Raw genomic sequence first — 16919 nt, 5'->3', positions numbered from 1 at the left:
GGGGCGACCTGTAGGGAGAGCACGATGACCAACGAGACCGACCCGGGGCCCGGCCCCGATCAGCAGGAACCGACCGGGGGGACCGGGCCGCTCGCCCGGGCCACGGCTCGGACGTCCGACGAGTCGGCTCCCGGCAGCGCCCCGGCGTCGTCGGCGGACCCTGCGGCCACGTCGTCCGCCAAGCCGTCCGAGCAGCCCGAGGAGAAGGCGTCCGCGCCGGCCACCACGTCACCTTCCGCGCCGGCGAACCCCTTCGCCGGGATCCCGGTGAGCGACTACGTGCGCGACGGCGTCGCGGCGCTCCTGCTGTTCGTCTCGTTGACCATGCCGTGGGACTTCGCGAACCGAGCCTCGGACAAGGTCGAGGTCATCCTCGTCTCGGTCCTCTCCCTGCTCTCGCTCGCCCTGCCGTACCTGGCGCGGACGGGGGTCCTGCCCACGACGTGGACGGTGCACACGACCCGCAGGGTCCGGCTCCTGGCGAACGCGCCCTACGGGCTGCTGGTCGCCGTCTACGTCGTCCTGGACCTGGTGAACGGCACGGCCGGCAACGGGTGGGGCGGACTCGGCACGGGTCTCGCGCTCGGTCTCGCCGGGGCCGTGCTGGCCGCGCAGCCGCGCCAGGCGGAGCTCGGCCCGGTCGACCAGGACCGGGCCGTGTCCCAGACCTGGGTCAAGGTCCTGATCGGGATCGGCGCGCTCGCGGTCGTGGGTGCGGTCGTCGCGTTCGTGTTCAGCCTGACGCTCGGCCTCGGCGTCGTCGGGATCTTCGCGCGTCTGGTCGTCGCCGCGCTCGCGGTCGGGCTCGTCGGGCTGCCCGTGTGGGGGATCCTGCGCAAGCAGGAGTCCTGGCGCCTGGTGCTCGTCGGCCTCGGGATCGCGCTCGTGGTGCTCTACGTCCTCAACACGGGCAGCTTCCTCGTGAGCTACGAGAGCCTGCGCGGCGGCCAGTTCGGCCTGCTGCTGATCCCGGCGGCCGCAGCGGTCGCCGCCTCGCCCGCGGTCGCCCGCAGCACGGCGTCCGCGTCCCCCGTCGCGACGTGGGTCGCCGTGGCGGTCGACACCCTGGACCTGGTCCTCGTCGTCGCGGCGGTGCTGACGCTCCAGGCGATCCTGTGGCTCGCCGCCGGGCTGAGCGGGGTCGTCGTGATCCTCGCGCTCGTGCTCGGCCTCCTCATGGTGGGCGTGAGCCTCGTCGCTCGTCGTGCTCTCGCCCGGGACGCCGTGTCGGGCAGGACGCTCGCGCTGGGCGGCGCGGGAGTCGTGGCGGTCCTCGGCATCGTGCTCCTCATCGTCGTCGCGAACCAGTCCGGCCTGGGGATCGGTGTCGGGACCGACCTGCTGCTGCTGGCTTTCGGCCTGCCTGCCATCACGGCGTTCGCGCTCACGGTGCCCGCGGAGGTCCGCACGCACTTCGCCGAGAACCGTCCGACGTCCGTCGTCGGGGCCGACGCGGCACCGAGCGCCTACGTGTGGCAGCCGCCCGCGCCTCGCCCCGTGCGCCCCCAGCCCGCCCAGGAGCCTGTCGCCGGCCCGTACGGCAGCGGGAGCTATGCGACCGGTCCTGACGGCTACGGTCCGGCCGCGGGCGCCCGCGAGCAGGACCCGGCGGCCCCCGTGTCGCGACCGACCTCGGCGCAGCCCGGCGCGCGGGCGCCCTACCAGCCGAGCCCTCAGCCGTACAGCCCGGCCCCGGCTCAGCAGCCGGCCCAGCCGGCCCAGCCGGTCGCGCAGGAGCCGCACCGTCCGGCGCAGCCGGCACAGCAGCCCACGCAGCCGGTCGCGCAGGAGCAGTACCGTCCTGCGCAGCCGAGCCAGCAGCCGTACAGCCCGGCCCAGCCCCAGCAGCAGCCTGCGCGCCCGGTCGAGCAGTACCAGCCGACCCAGGTGCTGCCTGCACAGGGCGTCCAGTCCGCGCGCCCCGTGCAGCCGGCCGTCCAGGAGCGCTCTGGCTACGCGGCCCGTCCGGGCTACGCGGCCCAGGCGGCCGGGGAGACCGCGGTCCTGCCGGCCTACCAGGACCCGCAGCCGGTCGGCTTCAGCGCGGCGCAGGCGCTCGACCCGTCGACGCCGCTCGAGGTCCTCGCGCAGATCGTCCAGGAGGCGCCGCACCTGCGGCCCCAGGTCGCGGCGAACCCGTCGACGTACCCGGCGCTGCTCGAGTGGCTCGGCAACCTCGGGGACCCCGCGGTCGACGCCGCGCTGCGCTCGCGCGGACGCTGACCCCGGCGACCCGTTGAGGCGGGCCCGACGACGTCGCTCACGCGACGCGTCGGGCCCGCCTCTCGCATGTCATCCTGCGGGACGTCCCTGAGCATGGCCCCGGACGGGGGTATGGTGACAACGTGCACCTGACGCAGCTGCTCCTCCTTCGTTGCCGCGACGAGGCCCTCTAGGCCGCAACCTCGTCGCGGTGGTTGGTGTGCCGGCTGAACAGCACCGACGAAGAGATCGCGAAGGACATGATGAGCACCACGGCGCAGACCCCCCAGACCAGCCCCCGCTCCGCACAGCAGCCGTCCGGCATGCCCGTGCACAAGTACGAGCCGTTCCACCAGCAGTTCGACGTGTCGCTGCCGGACCGGACGTGGCCGGACAAGCGCATCGAGAAGGCCCCGCGCTGGTGCGCGGTCGACCTGCGGGACGGCAACCAGGCACTGATCGAGCCCATGAACGCCGAGCGCAAGCTGAAGATGTTCCAGCTGCTCGTCGAGATGGGCTACAAGGAGATCGAGGTCGGCTTCCCGTCGGCCTCCCAGACGGACTTCGACTTCGTGCGCCTGCTCATCGAGGACGGGCACATCCCGGACGACGTCGTGATCCAGGTCCTGACCCAGTCGCGCGAGCACCTGATCGCCCGCACGTACGAGTCGCTGCGCGGCGCCAAGCAGGCGATCGTGCACCTGTACAACTCGACGTCGCGCCTGCAGCGCGACGTCGTGTTCCGCACCGACGAGGACGGCATCGTCGACATCGCGGTGGAGGGCGCCAAGCTCTGCCGCAAGTTCGAGGAGACCATCCCCGAGACGGCTGTCTTCTACGAGTACTCGCCCGAGTCGTACACGGGCACCGAGCTCGAGTTCGCGGTGCGGATCTGCAACGAGGTCATCGAGGTCTTCGAGCCGACGGCGGACCGCAAGGTCATCATCAACCTGCCCGCGACGGTCGAGATGGCCACCCCCAACGTCTACGCCGACTCGATCGAGTGGATGAACCGCCACCTCGCGCACCGCGAGAACGTGGTCCTGTCGCTGCACCCGCACAACGACCGCGGCACGGCCGTCGCGGCGGCCGAGCTGGGCTACCAGGCCGGAGCGGACCGCATCGAGGGCTGCCTGTTCGGCAACGGGGAGCGCACGGGCAACGTCTGCCTGGTGACGCTGGGCATGAACCTGTTCAGCCAGGGGATCGACCCGCAGATCGACTTCACCGACATGGACCGCGTGCGCCGCACGGTCGAGTACTGCAACCAGATCGCGGTCCACGAGCGTCACCCGTACGCGGGTGACCTGGTGTTCACGGCGTTCTCCGGCTCGCACCAGGACGCGATCAAGAAGGGCCTGGACGCCATGGCCGCGCAGGCCGAGGCCGCGGGCAAGGGCGTCGACGACCTGGTCTGGGGCGTGCCGTACCTGCCGATCGACCCCAAGGACGTCGGGCGCTCGTACGAGGCCGTGATCCGGGTCAACTCGCAGTCGGGCAAGGGCGGCATCTCCTACCTGCTCAAGTCGGAGCGGCACCTGGACCTGCCGCGCCGGCTGCAGATCGAGTTCTCGCGCGTCGTCCAGGCGTTCACCGACGCGGGTGGCCAGGAGGTCACGGGCGACGACATCTGGCGGATCTTCTCGGACGAGTACCTGCCGGTCGACCCGGACTCGGGGCTCGAGCCCTGGGGCCGCCTGAAGCTGCGCGGCACCCGGGCGTCGTCGACCGAGGACGGCCCGGACACCCTGGCCGTCGACGTCCTGGACCGCGGTGACGAGCTGACGCTCGACGGCTCGGGCAACGGGCCGGTCGCGGCGTTCGTCGACGCGATCGCGCACGTCGGGGTCGAGGTACGGGTCCTGGACTACGCCGAGCACGCGCTGTCGGAGGGCGGCGACGCCAACGCCGCGGCCTACGTCGAGTGCCAGGTGGGCGACGAGGTGCTGTGGGGCGTCGGCATCGACCCGTCGATCACGACGGCCTCGCTCAAGGCGATCGTCTCGGCCGTCAACCGCGCAGAGCGCGTCGCGGTCTGACCTCGCAGCCTGCCGGCCTCCGGTGGGGGCGGAGCTCGTGCGCGACACGCCTGGCGCGGCGCGCACGAGCTCCACCCCCACGGGCACGGGCCCGTGAGGGACCTGTGCACGTAGGCCCACGAGGCGGTGCGCGTGCACCGGGACGTGGGTGGCATGGCGGACAATAGGGGAGTGGTCCTCTACCGAGACGAAGCGATCGTGCTCCGCACCCAGAAGCTGGGCGAAGCCGACCGCATCGTCACCCTGCTGACGCGGGAGAACGGCAAGGTCCGGGCCGTGGGCAAGGGGGTGCGGCGCACGTCGTCGCGCTTCGGAGCACGGCTCGAGCCCTTCATGTTCGTCGACGTGCAGCTCCACGTGGGGCGCAGCCTCGACGTCGTGACGCAGGCGGAGACCGTGGGGCCCTACGCCCGGGCGATCTGCGAGGACTACGGCCTCTACACCGCGGGGACCGCGATGCTGGAGACGGCCGACCGCCTGGTCGAGGCCGAGAAGGAGCCCGCGGTGCAGCAGTTCTGGCTGCTCGCGGGGGCCGTCCGCTCTCTCGCGGTCAACGCCCACGCCCCCGGCCTGGTCCTGGACTCCTACCTGCTGCGCGCCTTCGCGGTCGCGGGGTGGGCACCCAGCTTCACGGACTGCTCGCGCTGCGGCGAGCCAGGGCCGCACCGCTCGTTCGCGGTGGCGCTCGGCGGAGCCGTGTGCGGTCGCTGCCGGCCCCCGGGGTCCACAGCTCCCGCCCCCGAGACCTTCTCGCTGCTCGCCGCGCTGCTCGCGGGCGAGTGGGACGTGGCGGACGCGTCCGACGCGCGCCACCGCAAGGAAGCCAGCGGCCTCGTGGCCGCCTACAGCCAATATCACCTGGAGAGAACGTTGCGATCACTGCGGATGGTGGAACGAGACGGAGCGGTCACTCCGCGGGCCGGAGGAGAGGCCTGATGGCCCGACCGATCCAGCCGCCCCCGCCTCATCCGTCGGGGGCCGTCGCGCCCAGGATCCCGGCGCGGTTCGTGCCCAACCACGTGGCGATCGTCATGGACGGCAACGGCCGGTGGGCCAACGAGCGCGGGCTGCCGCGCACGGAAGGGCACAAGGCCGGCGAGGCCGCGTTGCTCGACGTCGTGGCGGGCGCGATCGAGATCGGCGTCACGCACGTCTCGGCCTACGCGTTCTCGACCGAGAACTGGAAGCGCTCACCCGAGGAGGTGCGCTTCCTCATGCAGTTCAACCGCGACGTGATCCGTCGTCGGCGCGACGAGATGAGCAGCTGGGGCGTGCGGATGCGCTGGGCGGGTCGCCGCCCGCGCCTGTGGGGCTCGGTCATCAAGGAGCTCGAGGACGCCGAGCGGCTCACCGCGGGCAACGACACCTGCACCCTGACGATGTGCGTGAACTACGGCGGCCGCGCCGAGATCGCGGACGCGGCGCAGGCGATCGCGCAGGAGGTCGCGGCCGGTCGGCTGGACCCCAAGAAGGTCACCGAGAAGACCGTCGCCAAGTACCTCGACGAGCCGGACCTGCCGGACGTGGACCTGTTCCTGCGGTCCTCGGGCGAGCAGCGCACGTCCAACTTCATGATCTGGCAGGCCGCGTACGCGGAGATGGTCTTCCTGCCCGAGCACTGGCCGGACGTGGACCGACGCAGCCTGTGGCGCGCGGTCGAGGAGTACGCGAGCCGTGACCGGCGCTACGGCGGGGCGATCGACAAGTCGGCCGACCTCCCCTGAGGCCTGGGTCGAGGTCTCCCGTCGGGGGGAGGGGTCCGACCCTCCCCCCGACGGGTCCCTCCCGCACGGCGGGGGCGTCGTCCTGCGCGTGTCGGTGCCCTTCGCTAGCCTGCCCGGTATGACTCTTTCGATCGGCATGGTCACGGTGGACTCGACCGACCCTCGCCCGTTGGCGCAGTGGTGGGCACGGCAGACGGGCGGTCGCCTCGTCGACGAGGCGGACGGCTGGTTCCTCGAGGTCGTGCCTGCGGGCGACGGCCAGGGGCCCGTGCTCGGATTCCAGAAGGTCGACGACCCGACGCCCGGCAAGAACAAGATCCACCTGGACCTGTCCGCGCCGGACCGGGCGGCCGAGGTCGAGCGCCTCGTCGCCGACGGTGCGGGCCTCGTGGCAGAGCACACGATCCCGGGCTACCGGTGGTCGGTGCTGACCGACCCGCAGGGCAACCAGTTCTGCCTGGGCGAGCCCGACGAGACGGCTACCGAGATCTCCTGACGGCGGGGGCGTGACCGTCGGCCGCGTCGTGGCGGGTGGTCGCGTACGCAGCGGACGGCGGACGGTCACGTACCTCGCGGACGACCGACGAGGCCGCGTCCGAGGACACGGCCGAACCGGCCGCCGACGCGCTGTCCCCGGGGAGCGGTCGCGCCGGTACCTCGTCAGTCGCGCGGGCGGTGGGCCTGCGAGGGCGTCGAGTCCGGACCGCGCGTGCCACGCGCGTGGTCCTGCGGGTCGTCCTGTGCGTCGAGCAGCAGGTCCGCCACGTCGCCGAACGGGTTGGCACCGGCCGGCCGCGAACGCGCCGCCCCGTCCGCCCCTGGCTGGTCGTCCGTCGCGATGGCGTCGCCCTCGGGCGAGCCGCTCGTCCCGTCCGCGGCGTCCGACGCGAGGGCGCGGGCGCGGCGACGGCGCCGCGAGGCGACGACGATCCACGCCACGAGCCCGACGACGAGGAGCACGATCACGGCCAGCCCGACGGGGCTGCGAGCCGCGAGCAGCACGGCCGTGTTGAACGCCGCGATCCCGATCGTCGTCCAGATCGCGGCCCAGATGGCGCAGCCGGGCAGCAGCGCCGCGAGGTAGCGCGAGAACTTCATGCGCGTGTAGCCGGCCGTCAGGTTGATGACGGTCTGCACGCCCACGGTGAAGAAGGACAGCGTGACGGCGATGGGTCCCCACGTGTTGATCGTCGAGATCGCTCGCTGGGCGCGCTCGCTCTCGAGCCGTCGCGACCACGACGTGTTGACCGTGCCCCGGGCCACACCGCGACCGGCCCAGTAGGTCGCCTGAGCGCGGACGAACACGATCGCGAACGCTGCGGCGTAGATGATCCAGTACGGCACGCCGTCGATCGAGAAGATCCCGGACGACTCGTCACCGGCCGCCGAGACGACCGAGGTGACGGGGCCTGAGGAGGCGAGCGACGCCGTCGGGACGGAGAGCGCGCCCGCGAGCGCGGACACCGCGCTCATGCGTCCTGCTTCGCCCGGCACGCCGCGCAGGTACCGAAGAGCTCGATCGTGTGCTGGATGTCCGTGAAGCCGTGGGCCGCGCCGACCTGCGAGGCCCAGGTCTCGACGGTCGGGCCGTCGATCTCGACCGCCGTGCCGCACGCGCGGCACACCAGGTGGTGGTGGTGCTCGCTGCGCTCGCACTTGCGGTACAGGCTCTCGCCGTCCTCGGTGCGCAGGACGTCGACGTGCCCGCCCTCCGCCAGGGTCTGCAGGGTGCGGTAGACCGTCGCCAGACCCACCGCATCGCCGCGGGCGCGCAGCAGCTCGTGGAGCTGTTGCGCGCTGCGGAAGTCGGGCAGGTCCTCGAGAGCCTCGGAGACCGCCGCCCGCTGCCGGGTCATGCGCTGCATCGCTCGCCACCTTCCACGTGGACGTCGTCGGGGATGTCGGGGTGCGGGTCGTGCGACGTGCGCGGCCTGCGCCGCACGAGCACTGGCCGCAGGATCGCCACGACCGCGTAGAGGGCGATCGCCAGGACGACGATCGTGGCCCCCGGGGACAGAGTCTGCCAGTACGTGACGGAGAGCCCGACCACGCAGACCACGACGCCGATGACCATGGCCAGCGCCATGGTCCGGCGGAACGAGATGGTCACGAGCTGGGCGATCGCGACGGGCACGATCATGAGCGCGCTGACGAGCAGCAGACCCACGACGCGCATGGCCACGGTCACGGTCAGAGCCGCGATGACCGCGATCGCGATGTTGAGCGCCCGGACGGGCAGGCCCGACGCGCGCGAGAACTCCTCGTCGTAGCTCACCGCGAACAGGGCCGCCCGCAGGCCCATGCCGACCGCGAGGATGAGCACGCCCAGGAACAGCGTGAGCCACAGGTCGGTGGGCGAGACGCTCGAGATCGAGCCGAACAGGTACTGCATGAGGTTGCCCGAGCTGCCGCCGGCGACCCCGATGAGCAGCACGCCGCCCGCGATCCCGCCGTAGAACATCAGGGCCAGGGCGACGTCTCCGCTCGTGCGCCCGCGCTCGCGCACGAGCTCGATGATCACCGAGCCGATCACGGCCGCGACCACGGCGCCGGGGATCGCGAGCGCGTCGTTGGGGACCACACCCATGGCGCCGCCCACCAGCCAGCCGAGCGCGACACCGGTCAGGGCGACGTGCCCGATCCCGTCGCCGAGCAGCGACAGCTTGCGCTGCACGAGGTAGGTCCCCATGACGGGTGCGGTGACCCCCACGAGCACGGCCGCGATCAGGGCGCGCTGCATGAAGGGGTCGGAGAGCATCCCGACGAGCTCGTCCAGGGCGTTCACGAGGCGGCTCCACGGTCGATACGGGCGGGGGCGGGGGAGTGGCGCGTGAGCGGGGCGTCGGTCAGGCCCATGTCCGAACCGGGCGAGGCGCTGCGCTCGGGGTCGTCGCCGTGCGGGTGCAGGTGCTCGTGGTCCGGCCCGGCGTGCGCCGACGTGACCTGGGGCGGGGTGCCGTCGTGGACGACCAGGCCGTGGCGCAGGACCACGCAGCGCTGGATGAGCGGCGCGAGCGCGCCCAGCTCGTGCAGGACGACCAGGACCGTCATGCCGTCGCGCGTGAGCTCGGTCAGCGTCGCGGCGAACGCCTCCTGGCTGGGCTGGTCCACACCCGCGACGGGCTCGTCGAGGATGAGCAGCCGCGGGTCGCGCGCGAGGGCCCGGGCGATGAGGACGCGCTGCTGCTGGCCCCCCGAGAGCTCGTGCACCGCGCTCTGCGCGCGGTCGGCGAGGCCGACGCGGTCGAGGGCCTCGCGGGCCGTCGCGCGCCAGCCACGAGGCAGCCGGATGCGGCGCCCGTGGAGCAGGCCCGACGCGACGACCTCCTCGGCCGTCGAGGGCACGCCCGCCTGTGCGGAGACGCGCTGGGGGACGTAGCCGAGCTGCGCCCACGGGACCAGGGGGCCCAGGTCCGCGCCCAGGAGCCGCACGTGGCCCGCCGCGAGCGGCACGATGCCGACGAGGGACTTCACGAGCGTGGACTTGCCCGAGCCGTTCGCGCCGAGCAGCGCGACGACCTCGCCGCGCTCGACCGTGAGGTCGACGCCGCGCAGGATGTCGCTGTTGCCGAGGGTCACGTGGATCCCGGTGGCCTCGATCGCCGGTGGGTTCAGGGGTGAGGTGCTCATGCGCAGGTCAGGCCGGTGCGCAGCGCCTCCAGGTTGTTCCGCATGACGTCAAGGTAGTCGCTGCCGGTGTCGCTCAGGCCCTCGAGGGGGTCGAGGACCGCGGCCTGCACGCCGACGTCCTGCGCGAGGGTCTGGGTCACCTTGGGGCTCGTGAGGGTCTCGAAGAAGATCGTCGTGATGCCGTGGTCACGGATGACGTCCGCGACCTCGCGCAGGCGTGCAGGGGAGGGCTCGGCCTCGGGGTCGATCCCGGTGATGCCGATCTGCTCCAGGCCGTAGCGCTCGGCGAGGTACCCGAACGCCTCGTGCGAGGTCACGAGGTAGGGGCTCGCGCAGCTCGCGAGCCCCTCGCTGTACTCGGTGTCGAGCGCGGTCAGGTCGGCCGTGAGCTCGGCCAGGTTGGCCGCGTACTCGTCGGCGCCGTCGGGGTCGATCGCGGTGAGCTCGGCAGCGACCTGCTCGGCGACCGGGACCAGGCGCGTGGGGTCGAGCCAGAAGTGGGGGTCGAGGCCGCCGTGCGACGAGTGGTCGTGCCCGTCGTCGGCGTCTCCGTCGTCCGCGTGGTCGTCGTGCGCGTCCTCGGTGCCCGTCGTGCTCGCACCCGTGCCCGACTCGCCCGGGTGCTCCTCGAGGCCTGCGGCCTCGGACGCGTCGACGACGTGCGCCGGCTGACGACCCTCGACGGCCTCGTCGACGGCCGCCTGGAAGCCGGACTGGTAGACGACGAGGTCGGCCGTGCCGACCGTGCGGGCCTGGGCGGGCGAGAGCTCGAGGTCGTGGGGCTCGGCCGCGGGCGGGGTGAGGTTGGAGACCTCGACGCGGTCCCCGCCCACGCGCTCGGCGACGAACTGCAGGGGGTAGAACGACGCGAGCACCTGCACGGTGTCTCCCGCGGCGTCGCCGCCCGACCCGCCGCCGCCCGACGTCCCCCCGGAGCCGCAGGCCGCCAGGGTGAGCGTGGTCGCGAGGGCGACGGAGCTGACGAGGGCGGCACGGTGCGATCGAGAGAGGAGGGGCATGTCCCCATCGTCGTTGATATTGATAACGGATGTCAACAAGGGTGGGTGTGGCCTGGGTGACACCGCGCCCAGGGGGACGCGACCGTCCGACGGCGCCTGCGCCGTCGGGCCTGCGGCCCACCCCGGGCTCACCTCGCCAGGAAAGACCGAGTAGCCTGGGACGTTGGCGCCCACGGACCTCGACCGCCTCGACGCGGCGACCGGGGCGCCTGTCCTGCACCGTCCCGCACGAAGCCACGTGCGGGGTACACACGATTTCCTGGAGTGATCGCCCGTGGCCACTGCGCCTTCTCGACTCGATGCCGTCGTCTCCCTCGCCAAGCGGCGCGGGTTCGTCTTCCCCTCGGGCGAGATCTACGGCGGTACCCGCTCCGCATGGGACTACGGGCCCCTGGGCACCGAGCTCAAGGAGAACATCAAGAAGCAGTGGTGGCGCACCATGGTCACGAGCCGTGACGACGTGGTGGGCCTCGACTCCTCCGTGATCCTCCCGCGCGAGGTCTGGGTCGCCTCGGGCCACGTCGGCGTCTTCACCGACCCGCTCACCGAGTGCCTCTCGTGCCACAAGCGGTTCCGCGAGGACCAGATGATCGAGGAGTTCGAGGAGAAGAAGGGCCGCGCCCCCGAGGGCGGCCTCGCCGAGATCGCCTGCCCCAACTGCGGCACCCGTGGTCAGTGGACCGAGCCCCGCGACTTCAACATGATGCTCAAGACCTACCTCGGCCCCGTCGAGGACGAGTCCGGGATGCACTACCTGCGCCCCGAGACCGCGCAGGGCATCTTCGTGAACTTCCAGAACGTCGTGGGCGCGGCACGCAAGAAGCCGCCGTTCGGCATCGGCCAGATCGGCAAGTCGTTCCGCAACGAGATCACGCCCGGGAACTTCATCTTCCGCACGCGCGAGTTCGAGCAGATGGAGATGGAGTTCTTCGTCGAGCCCGGGACGGACGAGGAGTGGCACCAGTACTGGATCGACCTGCGCACCAGCTGGTACGTCGACCTCGGCATCTCGCGCGACAACCTGCGTCTCTACGAGCACCCGAAGGAGAAGCTGTCGCACTACTCGACCCGCACGGTCGACATCGAGTACCGCTTCGGCTTCAAGGGGTCCGAGTGGGGCGAGCTCGAGGGCGTCGCGAACCGCACCGACTTCGACCTCAAGACGCACTCGGAGCACTCCGGCAAGGACCTCACCTACCGTGACCCCGTCACGAACGAGAAGTACGTGCCGTACGTGATCGAGCCCGCCGCGGGCCTGACGCGCTCGCTCATGGCGTTCCTCGTCGAGTCGTACCACGAGGAGGAGGCGCCCAACGCGAAGGGCGGCACCGACGTCCGTACGGTGCTCCGCCTCGACCCGCGCCTCGCGCCCGTCAAGGCCGCCGTGCTGCCGCTGAGCCGCAACGAGCAGCTCTCGCCCAAGGCGCGCGACCTCGCGGCCGAGCTCCGCAAGTACTGGAACGTCGACTTCGACGACGCGGGCGCGATCGGTCGTCGCTATCGCCGCCAGGACGAGATCGGCACGCCGTTCTGCATCACGGTCGATTTCGACACGCTCGAGGACCAGGCCGTGACGATCCGTCACCGCGACTCCATGGAGCAGGAGCGCGTCGCGCTCGACCAGGTGACCGCCTACCTGGCAGCGCGCCTCCTCGGCGCCTAGCGCGTCCGCCCCGCGGGGCAGCGAAGGGCCGCCGTCCACCCGTGGACGGCGGCCCTTTTTCGCCTGCTGGGGGGATGGTGGGAGAATGGCCCGGTGACCCTCCCCACCCTTTCCGACGCCTCGCGCGCGCCCGAGACCCCGGCGCCCGCAACCGGACACGTGCTGCCGCCCCTGCGGATCGGGCCCCACGTCGTCGACACCCCCGTGGTCCTCGCCCCCATGGCGGGCGTGACCAACGCGGCCTTCCGTCGGCTGTGCCGCGAGCACGGCGCCGGCCTGTACGTCGCGGAGATGGTGACCAGCCGGGCGCTCGTCGAGCGCAACGAGGAGTCGCTGCGGATCGTCACGTTCGAGGAGGACGAGGCGACGCGCTCGGCCCAGGTCTACGGCGTCGACCCGGCCACGGTCGGCGCCGCGGTCAAGATCATCGCGGGCGAGGACCGGGCGGACCACGTCGACCTGAACTTCGGCTGCCCCGTGCCCAAGGTGACCCGCAAGGGCGGCGGCTCGGCGCTGCCGTGGAAGCGGGACCTGTTCACCTCGATCGTCCGGGCTGCGGTCAAGGCCGCCGAGCCGTACGGCGTGCCCGTCACCATCAAGATGCGCAAGGGCATCGACGAGGACCACCTGACGTACCTCGAGGCCGGGCTCATCGCCCAGGCAGAGGGCGTCGCGGCCGTCGCGCTGCACGCGCGGACCGCCGCCGACTACTACAGCGGCACCGCGGACTGGTCGGCCATCGCGCGCCTCAAGGAGACCGTGACCGAGATCCCGGTCCTCGGCAACGGAGACATCTGGTCGGCAGAGGACGCCGTGCGCATGGTGCGGGAGACGGGCTGCGACGGCGTCGTCGTCGGGCGCGGGTGCCAGGGGCGTCCGTGGCTCTTCGCCGACCTGGCCGCGGCCTTCTCCGGCTCGGACGTGCGCGTGACCCCCGGCCTGCGCGAGGTCGCCGAGACCATCTACCGTCACGGCGAGCTCATGATCGAGTACTTCGGCGGCGACGAGGGCAAGGGCATGCGCGACCTGCGCAAGCACATGGCCTGGTACCTCAAGGGGTACGCGGTGGGTGGCGAGGCCCGGCAGGGCCTCGCCATGGTCTCGACCCTCGAGGAGCTGCGCGGCAAGCTCGACGCGCTCGACCTCGACCAGCCCTACCCGGGCGAGGCGGCCGAGGGGCAGCGCGGCCGCGCGGGCTCGCCCAAGAAGCCGCACCTGCCCTACGGCTGGCTCGACTCGCGCGAGCTCTCCGAGGAGTTCGAGGAGAAGCTGCGCGAGGCGGAGCTGAGCGTCTCGGGGGGCTGAGGCCCGCAGGACGCTGCACGCCCGACGACGACGGCCCGGTGCCGGAGGATCTCCTCCGGCACCGGGCCGTCGTCGCGTACCGGGTGCTCGTGCTCCCGGGGGCGGTCGTGGGCTCGTCGGGCTGCTCGCGCGGCCCGACGGGCTACAAGGTCACGCGCGGAACCACACCGTGGTGTCGGAGGGCACGCGCACCTGCGGGTCGGCGCTGCGGTCGGAGAACGTGGGTCCGCTCTCGACGAGCACCTGCGCGCCGTGCGGCAGGACGACGGGCTCGGAGCCCAGGTTCGCCAGGACCACCACGTCGCCGTTGCGGAACGCGATGACGTCGGTGGAGTCCGCGTAGGCGTCGACCCAGGCGAGCGAGCCCGCACCGAGGTTCTCCGCCTTGCGGATCTCGAGCGCGGCCTTGTACATCTCGAACGTCGAGCCGGCCACGCCGTACTGCGCGTCGGCCGCGAGGGCCTTGTACGACTCGGGCTGGGGGAGCCAGGTCTTGTCCGTGGCCCCGAACCCGAGCCCGGGGGCCTCGGCGGACCAGGGGAGCGGCACGCGGCAGCCGTCGCGGCCCGCCTCGGCACCCTCGGTGCGGAAGAACGCGGGGTCCTCGCGGACCTCGTTCGGCAGCGACGTGTGCTCGGGCAGCCCGAGCTCCTCGCCCTGGTAGAGGTAGGAGCTGCCCGGCAGGCCGAGCATGAGCAGGCTCGCAGAGCGGGCCCGGCGCAGGCCGAGCTCCTCGTCGGGCTGGGGCTCGTGCGCGAAGATCCCGTTGGGGCGCAGGCCGGGCTCGGCCAGGCCCAGGCGCGAGGGGTGGCGCACGACGTCGTGGTTGGACAGCACCCAGGTGGTGGGCGCGCCGACCTCGTCGGAGGCGTGCAGCGAGGCGGCGACGACGGCCCGCAGCGGAGCGGCGTCCCAGGCCGTGGTCAGGAACGAGAAGTTGAAGGCCTGGTGCATCTCGTCGGGGCGCACGTAGCGGGCCAGGCGCGAGAGCGGCTCGACCCAGGCCTCGGCCACGAGGGCGCGGTCGCCGTCGTACTCGGCCAGGACCTTGTGCCAGGCGCGGTAGATGTCGTGCACGCCCTCCTGGTCGAACATGGGGCCGGAGTTGCCCGCGCCCGTGGAACCGTCCTCGGGAGCGCCGGCGTCGGTGCCCTCGACCATCGAGACCGAGCCGTCCCAGTCGGGCAGCCCGTCCTGCTTGACCATGCCGTGCGCGACGTCGATGCGGAAGCCGTCGACGCCCTTGTCGAGCCAGAAGCGCAGGACGTCCTCGAACTCGGTGCGGACCTCGGGGTTGGTCCAGTCGAGGTCCGGCTGGGTCGAGTCGAACATGTGCAGGTACCACTGACCTGCCACCTCGCCCTCGGCGCCGGTCACGACGTGCGCGCCGGGGCCCGCGGTCACGCGCGTCCAGGCCGGGCCGCCGAAGATCGACTGCCAGTTGTTCGGGGGCAGCTCGCCGTTCTCGCCCTTGCCCTCACGGAACAGGTAGCGAGCGCGCTCGGGCGAGCCCTCGGGCGCTGCGAGCGCCTCCTGGAACCAGGCGTGCTGGTCGGAGGTGTGGTTCGGGACGACGTCGACGATGACGCGGATGCCCATCGCGTGCGCCGCGGCGAGCATCTCGTCGAAGTCGGCGAGCGTGCCGAACAGCGGGTCCACGTCGCGGTAGTCGGAGACGTCGTAGCCGGCGTCCTTCTGGGGCGAGCGGTAGAACGGCGAGAGCCAGACGGCGTCGATCCCCAGTGCCTTGAGGTGCGGCAGGCGGGCGGTCACGCCGGGCAGGTCGCCGATCCCGTCGCCGTTCCCGTCGGCGAAGGAGCGCGGGTACACCTGGTAGATGACCGCGTCGCGCCACCACTCGCCCGGGCCCTCGTGGGCCGCGTGGACGAGCTGGGTGGCGGTCAGTGCAGGTGCGGAGTCGACCTCGGCCGCCGGGATCGAATCGATACGAGACATGGAGTACAGGTCCTCACTGTGTGCGGGGTGTGGCGTGGTGGAGCGCGTTCTGGGGACGGTGGCCGACGGTCCGGGGCGCCTGGTGCGGCGAGGCGGTCCGTGCGGGAAACCGGGCGTCGTGGCCCGGAGGATCACCGGTACGGGGATCGTGGGCGCGACCGATGAAGGAGGCGGGCCCGACGAGCCGTCGTCCGAGTGTAAGCGCTTGCGGCTAGGGGTTGTCGAGTCGGGGGCCCGGTGCCGCGCCCGTCGACCCGCGCACGATGAGCTCGGGCTGGAACAGCAGCTCGGACCGCGGGGCCCTGTCGCCGGAGATCTCGGTGAGCAGGGCGCTGATCGCCGCCTGGCCCATCGCGGACACGGGCTGGCGCACCGTCGTCAGCGGAGGGTCGGTGAAGGCGATGAGGGGCGAGTCGTCGTAGCCGACGACTGACACGTCCTCGGGGACGCGCAGGCCGCGAGCGCGGGCCGCACGGATGGCACCGAGCGCCATGAGGTCCGAGCCGCACACGATCGCGGTGTGCCCCGAGTCGATGAGCTCGCCGGCCGCGGCCTGACCGCCCTCGACCGTGAAGAGGGTCACCACGATGTGCTCCTGCGCCTCGGCCACGTCCGAGACCAGCCCGTGGCGCACGAGCGCGTCGGCGAAGCCGGCGAGCTTGCGCTGTGCCGGCACGAACCGGCCGGGGCCGATCGCGAGACCGATCTTTCGGTGGCCGAGCGACTCGAGATGGCGCACCGAGAGCTCGACGCTCGCGACGTCGTCGGGCGAGACGAACGGGGCGTCCACGCCTGGTGCGTAGCCGTTGACCAGGACGATGGGCATCCCGCGGCTGCGCAGGCGCTCGTAGCGGTCGTGGCTCGCCTGCGTGTCCGCGTGCAGGCCCGAGATGAAGACGATGCCGTCGACCGCGTGGTCGAGGAGCATCTCGACGTACTCGTCCTCGGTGGTGCCCCCCGGGGACTGCGTGCACAGTAGAGGGGTGTACCCGTGCTCGGAGAGCAGCGACTCGATGATCTGCGCGAACGCGGGGAAGACGGGGTTCGTCAGCTCCGGGACGATCAGGCCGACCAGGCCTGCGGACCGGTTGCGGAGCTTCTCGGGACGTTCGTAGCCGAGGAGGTCCAGCGCAGCGAGCACTGCTTGGCGCGTCTCGCTGGCGACACCGGCCTTCCCGTTCAGGACGCGCGAGACCGTCGCAGTACTGACGCCGGCTTGTTCGGCGAGATCTGTGAGACGGGTACGCACGTGGGGCAGTGTAGGTGACACCGGACCTCCTCGTCCTGGTTGCTCGCCGGTCGGATGGTTCTGGACAGGCGACTGTGTGCGACGAGCTTGTTTCGCCGTTGTGTGTAAAGCGTTGCATGAAAGTTACCGCAA

General features: G+C 72.1%; 14 protein-coding genes. 7 read left to right on the top strand and 7 right to left on the bottom strand.

Translation table 11 applies throughout. The features are described 5' to 3' along the window. Window positions 1-24: 24 nt before the first annotated feature. The 5 genes from ACIPWA_RS11275 to ACIPWA_RS11255 all read left to right on the top strand — a co-directional run bounded on the left by ACIPWA_RS11275 (window position 25) and on the right by ACIPWA_RS11255 (window position 6461). Window positions 25-2223: a DUF7937 domain-containing protein gene (locus ACIPWA_RS11275; RefSeq protein WP_400290192.1), complete on the top strand. Its 2199-nt coding sequence runs from the start codon at window positions 25-27 to the stop codon at window positions 2221-2223. Between the two features lie 239 nt (window positions 2224-2462). Then, on the top strand, window positions 2463-4241 hold the full coding sequence (leuA, locus tag ACIPWA_RS11270) for a 2-isopropylmalate synthase (RefSeq protein ID WP_056763779.1): 1779 nt from the start codon (window positions 2463-2465) through the stop codon (window positions 4239-4241). A gap of 171 nt (window positions 4242-4412) precedes the next feature. Beyond that, complete coding sequence (gene recO, locus ACIPWA_RS11265; protein ID WP_056763420.1) at window positions 4413-5177, top strand: DNA repair protein RecO; 765 nt, start codon at window positions 4413-4415, stop codon at window positions 5175-5177. Beyond that, window positions 5177-5965, top strand: coding sequence for an isoprenyl transferase (locus ACIPWA_RS11260; RefSeq protein ID WP_400290189.1), 789 nt, complete (start codon window positions 5177-5179; stop codon window positions 5963-5965). Before recO ends, ACIPWA_RS11260 begins: the two co-directional genes overlap by 1 nt. A gap of 118 nt (window positions 5966-6083) precedes the next feature. Next, on the top strand, window positions 6084-6461 hold the full coding sequence (locus ACIPWA_RS11255; RefSeq protein WP_068625780.1) for a VOC family protein: 378 nt from the start codon (window positions 6084-6086) through the stop codon (window positions 6459-6461). Window positions 6462-6625: 164 nt separating this feature from the next. On the opposite strand, the gene ACIPWA_RS11250 is transcribed toward ACIPWA_RS11255, so the two are convergent. The 5 genes from ACIPWA_RS11250 to ACIPWA_RS11230 are packed head-to-tail and all read right to left on the bottom strand — an operon-like array spanning window position 6626 to window position 10614. Next, window positions 6626-7438, bottom strand: coding sequence for a DedA family protein (locus tag ACIPWA_RS11250; protein ID WP_068625781.1), 813 nt, complete (start codon window positions 7436-7438; stop codon window positions 6626-6628). After that, window positions 7435-7830 (bottom strand): Fur family transcriptional regulator, encoded by a 396-nt coding sequence (locus ACIPWA_RS11245; protein ID WP_056650813.1) that lies wholly within the window; start codon window positions 7828-7830, stop codon window positions 7435-7437. Before ACIPWA_RS11245 ends, ACIPWA_RS11250 begins: the two co-directional genes overlap by 4 nt. Next, window positions 7818-8723: a metal ABC transporter permease gene (locus ACIPWA_RS11240; RefSeq protein WP_056651447.1), complete on the bottom strand. Its 906-nt coding sequence runs from the start codon at window positions 8721-8723 to the stop codon at window positions 7818-7820. Before ACIPWA_RS11240 ends, ACIPWA_RS11245 begins: the two co-directional genes overlap by 13 nt. A gap of 23 nt (window positions 8724-8746) precedes the next feature. Further along, the gene (locus tag ACIPWA_RS11235; RefSeq protein ID WP_400290186.1) at window positions 8747-9595 is read right to left on the bottom strand and encodes a metal ABC transporter ATP-binding protein; all 849 of its coding nucleotides are present in this window, start codon (window positions 9593-9595) and stop codon (window positions 8747-8749) included. After that, on the bottom strand, window positions 9592-10614 hold the full coding sequence (locus tag ACIPWA_RS11230) for a metal ABC transporter substrate-binding protein (protein WP_068708709.1): 1023 nt from the start codon (window positions 10612-10614) through the stop codon (window positions 9592-9594). The genes ACIPWA_RS11235 and ACIPWA_RS11230 overlap by 4 nt, the downstream gene beginning before the upstream one ends. 274 nt (window positions 10615-10888) lie before the next feature. Between ACIPWA_RS11230 and ACIPWA_RS11225 the strand changes: the two genes are divergently transcribed. Together ACIPWA_RS11225 and dusB are read left to right on the top strand one after the other, a co-directional pair. Next, on the top strand, window positions 10889-12277 hold the full coding sequence (locus tag ACIPWA_RS11225) for a glycine--tRNA ligase (protein ID WP_056650819.1): 1389 nt from the start codon (window positions 10889-10891) through the stop codon (window positions 12275-12277). Between the two features lie 93 nt (window positions 12278-12370). Then, the gene (gene dusB, locus ACIPWA_RS11220) at window positions 12371-13582 is read left to right on the top strand and encodes a tRNA dihydrouridine synthase DusB (protein ID WP_056650822.1); all 1212 of its coding nucleotides are present in this window, start codon (window positions 12371-12373) and stop codon (window positions 13580-13582) included. 150 nt (window positions 13583-13732) lie between these two features. On the opposite strand, the gene ACIPWA_RS11215 is transcribed toward dusB, so the two are convergent. After that, a complete protein-coding gene (locus ACIPWA_RS11215) occupies window positions 13733-15538 on the bottom strand; it encodes a glycoside hydrolase family 13 protein (protein WP_400290182.1) in 1806 nt (601 codons plus the stop codon). Window positions 15539-15749: 211 nt separating this feature from the next. After that, window positions 15750-16787, bottom strand: coding sequence for a LacI family DNA-binding transcriptional regulator (locus tag ACIPWA_RS11210; RefSeq protein ID WP_231907767.1), 1038 nt, complete (start codon window positions 16785-16787; stop codon window positions 15750-15752). Between the last annotated feature and the right edge of the window lie 132 nt (window positions 16788-16919).

This window comes from Oerskovia enterophila (assembly GCF_044748475.1).
GTDB classification, from domain to species: Bacteria; Actinomycetota; Actinomycetes; order Actinomycetales; family Cellulomonadaceae; genus Oerskovia; species Oerskovia enterophila.
This window is presented reverse-complemented; position numbering and strand designations above follow the sequence as displayed.